Annotated in this window: 7 protein-coding genes and 1 pseudogene; 4 read left to right on the forward strand and 4 right to left on the reverse strand. The window is 71.2% G+C overall.

The features are described 5' to 3' along the window. Positions 1–80: 80 nt before the first annotated feature. Positions 81–542 (reverse strand): phage integrase N-terminal SAM-like domain-containing protein, encoded by a 462-nt coding sequence (locus VB739_RS15835; protein ID WP_323357986.1) that lies wholly within the window; start codon positions 540–542, stop codon positions 81–83. A gap of 205 nt (positions 543–747) precedes the next feature. On the opposite strand from VB739_RS15835, the gene VB739_RS15840 reads away from it, so the two are divergent. The 4 genes from VB739_RS15840 (at position 748) to VB739_RS15855 (ending at position 3,138) form a co-directional block, all read left to right on the forward strand. Next, positions 748–1,002: a type II toxin-antitoxin system prevent-host-death family antitoxin gene (locus VB739_RS15840; RefSeq protein ID WP_323357987.1), complete on the forward strand. Its 255-nt coding sequence runs from the start codon at positions 748–750 to the stop codon at positions 1,000–1,002. After that, positions 986–1,387, forward strand: a complete 402-nt coding sequence (locus VB739_RS15845; RefSeq protein WP_323357988.1) for a type II toxin-antitoxin system VapC family toxin — start codon at positions 986–988, stop codon at positions 1,385–1,387. Before VB739_RS15840 ends, VB739_RS15845 begins: the two co-directional genes overlap by 17 nt. Continuing rightward, positions 1,384–2,289 (forward strand): GNAT family N-acetyltransferase, encoded by a 906-nt coding sequence (locus VB739_RS15850; protein ID WP_323357989.1) that lies wholly within the window; start codon positions 1,384–1,386, stop codon positions 2,287–2,289. The genes VB739_RS15845 and VB739_RS15850 overlap by 4 nt, the downstream gene beginning before the upstream one ends. A gap of 72 nt (positions 2,290–2,361) precedes the next feature. Next, complete coding sequence (locus VB739_RS15855) at positions 2,362–3,138, forward strand: phytochelatin synthase family protein (protein WP_323357990.1); 777 nt, start codon at positions 2,362–2,364, stop codon at positions 3,136–3,138. Here VB739_RS15855 and VB739_RS15860 read toward each other — a convergent pair. The 3 genes and pseudogenes from VB739_RS15860 to VB739_RS15870 all read right to left on the reverse strand — a co-directional run. Then, positions 3,071–4,177: a glycosyltransferase family 4 protein gene (locus tag VB739_RS15860; protein WP_323357991.1), complete on the reverse strand. Its 1,107-nt coding sequence runs from the start codon at positions 4,175–4,177 to the stop codon at positions 3,071–3,073. The genes VB739_RS15855 and VB739_RS15860 overlap by 68 nt on opposite strands. Before the next feature lie 19 nt (positions 4,178–4,196). Further along, on the reverse strand, positions 4,197–5,720 hold the full coding sequence (gene purF / locus VB739_RS15865; protein ID WP_323357992.1) for an amidophosphoribosyltransferase: 1,524 nt from the start codon (positions 5,718–5,720) through the stop codon (positions 4,197–4,199). Between the two features lie 23 nt (positions 5,721–5,743). Next, a pseudogene (locus tag VB739_RS15870) lies at positions 5,744–6,006 on the reverse strand (phosphoribosylformylglycinamidine synthase II); the annotation flags it as partial.

Raw genomic sequence — 6,006 nt, forward strand, 5'->3', positions numbered from 1 at the left:
GACCTTGGCCTTGAACTCGGGGCTATGGGTGCGGCGTTTGCTCATGGGTGGGAGCCCCCTCTCAGGGGAGGTGCCCCGCCTCACAGGTTAACGATGGGCCCTGTCCAGAAAACCCAGACCACCTCAACCTTCAGCAGATGCTCCTGCAGCTCGGGCAAGAGGCTCTGCGGCAGCACCGTCAGCCGGTCCTTGCCGCCCTTGCCGTCGCGCACCGTGAGCTCACGGCGCTGAACATCGAGATCCTTCACGCGCAGGCGCAGCGCCTCCATCAACCGGAGGCCACTGCCGTAGAGCAGCCCCACCACCAGAGCCGCCTCGCCCTCCAGTCGCTGGCGCACCGCCCGCACCTCCGCTTCGCTGAGCACCACCGGCAACCGGCGCCGTGTCCGCGCCCGCACCACCCCCTCCAGCTCCAGGTCGCGCTCAAGCAGCTCCCGGTACAGAAACAGCAGCGCCGCCAGCGCCTGGTTCTGGGTGGAGGCACTCACCTGCAGGTCCACCGCCAGGTGGCTCAGGAAGGCGTTCACCTCGGCGCTGCCCATCTCGCGGGGGTGGCGCCTGCCGTGAAACCGCAGGAGCCGTAATGGCGCACCTGCAGCTCTTCGCGATAGCGCTGGATCAGGCCGGGGGAACGGCGGGCGTCGGCCATGGCCTCGCTTGTATGGGGTTTCTTGAGAGTTCCCCCGCCGGTCCCAACCCCATCCACACACGCCCTAATCTGTACAGACCCCATGTACAGACACCCTCATGGCGCGCGTCTCCGTGACCCACTTGCGCCAGAACCTGCCGACCTACCTCAAGCGCGTGCAGGCCGGGGAAACGATTCAGGTCACCTCCCACGGCCGGGTGATTGCCCGGATCGAGCCGGAACACGACCCTGCCGAGGAGGCCCGCCTCTGGCTGGAGGGGCTGGGCGGCAGCGTCACGCTGGCGGATGTCGTCGCCTCGATCGCCAATGGCGACGCCGATCTCGAAGGCACCGGTGATGCTGACCATCTGTGACACCCATGTCCTGCTGTTCTGGGCCCATGAGCCGGCCCGGCTGTCCCGGCGCGCCGCGACGGCACTGGAGCAGGGGCGCGCCCAGGGTCAGCTGGCCATCGCCGACATCAGCCTCTGGGAGCTGGCCCTGCTTCACGAACGTGGACGCCTGAGCCTGCCGGAAGACGTGCCGCCGGCCCTCTACCTGCGCCGCCTGCTCGAAGCCCTGCGGCTGGAAGTGCTGCCGATCACCGCCGAGATCGCCCTGCTCTCCCGAGGCCCCCAGTTCCGTCATGGCGACCCGGCCGACCGCCTCATCGGCGCCACGGCCCTGCAGGGCCGCCGGCCCCTGATCAGCGCCGACGAGCAGCTCCGCGCCATTCCAGAGCTGGAGACGATCTGGTGAGCGCGCTCCACCTCCCCAGCCCCTCCCCCCTCGCCATCCGCCCCCTGCAGAGCGCCGACATCCCCACCGTCACCGGCTGGGCCCGGCAGGAGGGCTTCGCGCCGGGCGTGGGCGATGTGGCCATCTACCGCCAGACCGATCGCCAGGGCCTCTGGGTGGGCTGGCTCGGCGACGAGCCTGTGGGGTGCATCGCCGGGGTCCGCTACAACGACTCTTGCGGCTTCATCGGCCTGTTCCTGGTGGTGCCCGCCCAGCGGGGCAGGGGCTACGGGGTGCAGCTGTGGCGCCACGCCCTGGAGCACCTGGCTGACGTGCTCTGCATCGGCCTGGAGGCCGCCCCCGACCGGATCGACGACTACGCCAGCTGGGGCTTCGCGCCCGCCTCCCCCACCACCCGCTGGCAACGGCTCGCCGCCGGCGACAACCCAGCCCCGCCGCCGGCCGCGCCGGAGCCCCCCTGGTGCCTATTGGAGGGCGGCGCCATCTCAGCGACCGCAGTGCAGCGCTTCGATGCCCAGCGGGAACCCTCGCCCCGCCCCCACTTCCTGCGCCAGTGGCTGCAGCATCCGGCCGGCACGGTGCTGGCCCTGATGGATCGCGCCGGCGTCTGCCACGGCTTCGGCCGGGTGCGCCCCTGCCTGCTGCCCAGCGGCGAAGGCTGGCGCCTCGGCCCCCTGGTGGCCGATGGCCCCGCCGCCGCCCGTGCCCTGTTGGAGGGCCTGCTGCAGCGCCACCCGGGCACGGCACTGATCGATGCCCCCGGCGCCAATCCCGTCGCCGCCCCGCTGCTGGAGCAGATGGGGTTCACCCCTGTCTCCCGCACGCTGCGCATGTACCGGGGCGACCCGCCAGCGGTGTCGCTGGCGGACGTCTATGGCCTGGCCTGCCTGGAGCTCGGCTGATCCCACGCCGGGCCGAGCCGCCACCTACCTTCAAGCCCAGTCACACCCACCCCGGGGCCCACAGCAACTGTGATGACGCGCAGCAGAACACCCTTCCGCGGCCTGGCGCTGCTGGCGCTGTCGCTGGCGCTGTCGCTGGCGCTGCCACTTGCAACCGGAAGGGTCGCGGCGGCGCCGATCCCCCTGATGCAGCCAGCCGGCATCGACCTTCTGGTGGGCAGCGGGGCGCGGGCCGACTACGGCCCCCTGGCCGAGCAGTTCCTCACCCAGGCCAACCTCGCCTACTGCGGCGTGGCCAGCGCCGCCATGGTGCTCAACAGCCTCGCCGTGCCCGCCCCGGCCGTGCCGGGCTACGGCCGTTACCGCTTCTGGACCCAGGAGAACGTCTTCGAGGTGCCGGCGGGCAGCACGGTGGTGAGCGCCGATGTGGTGCGGCGCCAGGGCATGACCCTGGCGGAGCTGGCCGGCCTGCTGGCGGCTCATGGGGTGAAGGCCGAAGCGATCCACGGCGACCAGCTGACCCTGGAGCAGTTCCGTGCCCTGCTGCGCCGCAACCTCAGCCAGCCCGGCGACCGCCTGCTCGCCAACTACGACCGGCCCTCCCTCGGCCAGGCCGGCGGCGGCCACATCGCCCCCCTGGCCGCCTTCCACGCCCCCAGCGATCGGGTGCTGATCCTCGATGTGGCCCGCTACCGCTACCCCTCGGTGTGGGTCCCCGTCGCCGACCTCTGGGCCGCGATCCGCACCCTTGATCGCACCTCGGGCCGCAGCCGCGGCCTGGTCACGATCCGGCCGACGCCTGTGGCGACACCGCCTCCAGGAACCGTTCCGCCACCCGGTCCCAGCTGAACGCCCCCACATGAGCGCGGCCGTAGGCACGGCAGCGGGCCTGCAGCTCGGGATTGGTGAGCAGTTTGAGAATTGCCTCGGCCAGCGCCGCCGGATCCCGCGGCTGCACCAGCAGGCCGGACCGGCCGTGGGGCACCACCTCCGGGATCGCCGTGGCCGTGGTGCTCACCACCGGCAGCCCACTGGCCATCGCCTCAAGAAACACGATCCCGAAGCCCTCCTGGATCGACGGCAGGCAGAACACCGCGCTGCGGCGGTACCAGTCCCGCACCTCACCGTCGTCGGCCAGGGCCCCCAGTAGCTGCACCGCCGCGCCCAGCTCCAGCCGCTGCACCAACTCCTGCAGCGCCCGGTGCTCAGGCCCATCGCCGATCACCACCAGCCGGGCACTCGGCAGTCGCTGGTGCACGCTCTGGAAGGCCGTGATCAGATCACCCACCCGCTTGCGCGGGTACTGGCGCGCCACGCACAGCACGGTGCGGGGCTCTCGGGCCGCATCCAAAGCGGCCAGGGCGGCGGCGTCCTCGCCCGCCAGGTTCCAGAGCCCGGTATCGATCCCCTCCGGCACCAGCCGCAGCCGCCCGGCCGGCACGCCGTAGTGCTCTTCGATGCGCTCGCAGCAGTAGCGGCTGGTCGAGAGCACCAGCGGCGCCCGGCGGGCGTTGAGCCGCTCCAGCCGCGACAGGCCCCAGAGCATCCGCCGCGGCCAGCCGCTCTCGCAGCGCGACTCCTCCGCCAGCACCCCCTTGATGCAGCACACGTAGGGCACCGGGCAGCGGTGCGCCACCCGGAAGCCGTCGATGTCGAAGCCCACCACCAGGTCGTAGCGACCCTCGGCGGCAGCCAACCGCTTGGGCAGGGTGAGGTTGAACCAGAGCCGGCGCAGCAACAGATTTCCAGGCCAGGCCCCCTCGGGCACCAGCCGCTCCACCGTGTGGCCCCGGGCGATCAGGGCCCCGGCCAGTCCGCCGATGGCCGCCGCCGTGCCGCTGCCCTCGGCCACGTCCTGCAGCCAGGAATCGAGAAAAGCGATGCGCATGGTGCGGCCGGCGCTGGGCCTACACCCGTGCCGCCAGGCCGGTGGGCTCGAGCATCAGCTTGCTGTTGCGCACCTCCTCATCCATCTCGATCGGGTACTGGCCGTCGAAGCAGGCGGTGCAGAAATGGCTGGAGTTGGCCTGGGCCGCCTCCACCATGCCCTCCTTGCTCAGGTAACTGAGCGAGTCGACCCCCAGGTGCCGCTCGATCTCCTCGAGCGTCAGCCGGGCGGCGATCAGGTGGTCCTGGGTGTCGGTGTCGATGCCGTAGAAGCAGGGGTGGGTGACGGGGGGGGAGCTGATCCGCATGTGCACCTCGGTGGCACCGGCATCCCGCAGAGCCGCCACCAGCTTGCGGCTGGTGGTGCCGCGCACGATCGAGTCGTCGATCACCACCACCCGCTTGCCGGAGAGCACATCGGGCAACGGATTGAGCTTCACGCGGATGCCCGCCTCCCGCATCGCCTGGGTGGGCTGGATGAAGGTACGGCCCACGTAGCGGTTCTTGATCAGGCCATCGGCGAAGGGGATGCCGCTGGTGTGGGAATAGCCGATCGCCGCCGGGATGCCCGAATCGGGCACACCGATCACGATGTCGGCCGCCACCGGGTTCTCCCGGGCCAGCACCTCACCGATCCGCACCCGGTAGCTGTAGAGCGATTCGCCGAAGAAGCGGCTGTCGGGCCGGGCGAAGTAGATCATCTCGAAGACGCACAGCTTGCTGGGCTCCTCGCACCAGCGCTGCCGCTCGGGGATCGGGTCGGCCTGGCGGAAGTGGATCAGCTCACCGGGCTGGACATCGTCAACAAACGTGGCGCCGATGATGTCGAGGCCGCAGCTCTCGCTGCTGGCCACCCACTGGCCCTGCTCCGGTTCGCCCAGCATCCCGAACACCAGCGGCCGGATGCCGTGGCCGTCGCGCAGGGCGAACAGGCCGTCGGGGGTGCCGATCACCAGGCTGAAGGCGCCGCGGCAGCGGGCGGCCGCCGCCCGGATCGCCGCGTTCCAGCCCAGGCCGGAATCCACCGCCTCCTGCAGCGCGAAGGCGATCAGCTCCGAGTCGGTGGTGGAGGTGAACTCCCCGGCCAGGTGGTCGAGCGAAGCCCGCAGCTCCGCCGCATTGACCAGGTTGCCGTTGTGGGCCAGGGCCAGCGGCCCCAGGCGCGTCATCAGCACCACCGGCTGGGCGTTGCAGACCTTGCTGCTGCCGGTGGTGGAATAGCGGTTGTGGCCCACGGCCAGCTGGCCCGGCATCCGCTCCAACATCTCCTGGTCGAAGACCTGGCTCACCAGGCCCATGTCCTTGTGCAGCCGCACTTTCACATCGTCGAAGACGGCGATGCCGGCCGACTCCTGGCCCCGGTGCTGCAGGGCGTAGAGCCCGAAGTAGGTGAGGTTGGCCACCGCCTGACCCGGCGCCAGGACGGCGAACACGCCACAGGCCTCCTCCGGCTTGTCGGGGCGGTCGCTCTCGGTGATTCCAGGGGTGATCAGCGGGTTCTGCGCATCGCGTTGATCGGCGCAGGGCACGGGGCGTCTCACCATGGGGGAAGCTTCATCTTCGCCCATTACCTGTCGGGTGGAGGCCCGGCTTTCCGCAACCGTGCTGGGATCGCCTGCTCGTAGGTGTCGCGCAGCTGCTCCACCGCCAGCTCCAGCAGCGGCTGACCGCCGCGGGCCACGCCCAGGCGCCCATCCGCCGTCACGCGGCCCAGGAGCTGGGCCGGCACCGCCGCACCCAACTCGGCCAGGGCGGCGCGCCAGGCCCCCTCCTGTTCGGGCGCCACGCTCACCAGCAGCCGCGCCCCGCCCTCGGCGAACAGCAGCCGGT

The organism is Cyanobium gracile UHCC 0281 (assembly GCF_034931305.1).
Taxonomy (GTDB): domain Bacteria; phylum Cyanobacteriota; class Cyanobacteriia; order PCC-6307; family Cyanobiaceae; genus Cyanobium; species Cyanobium gracile_A.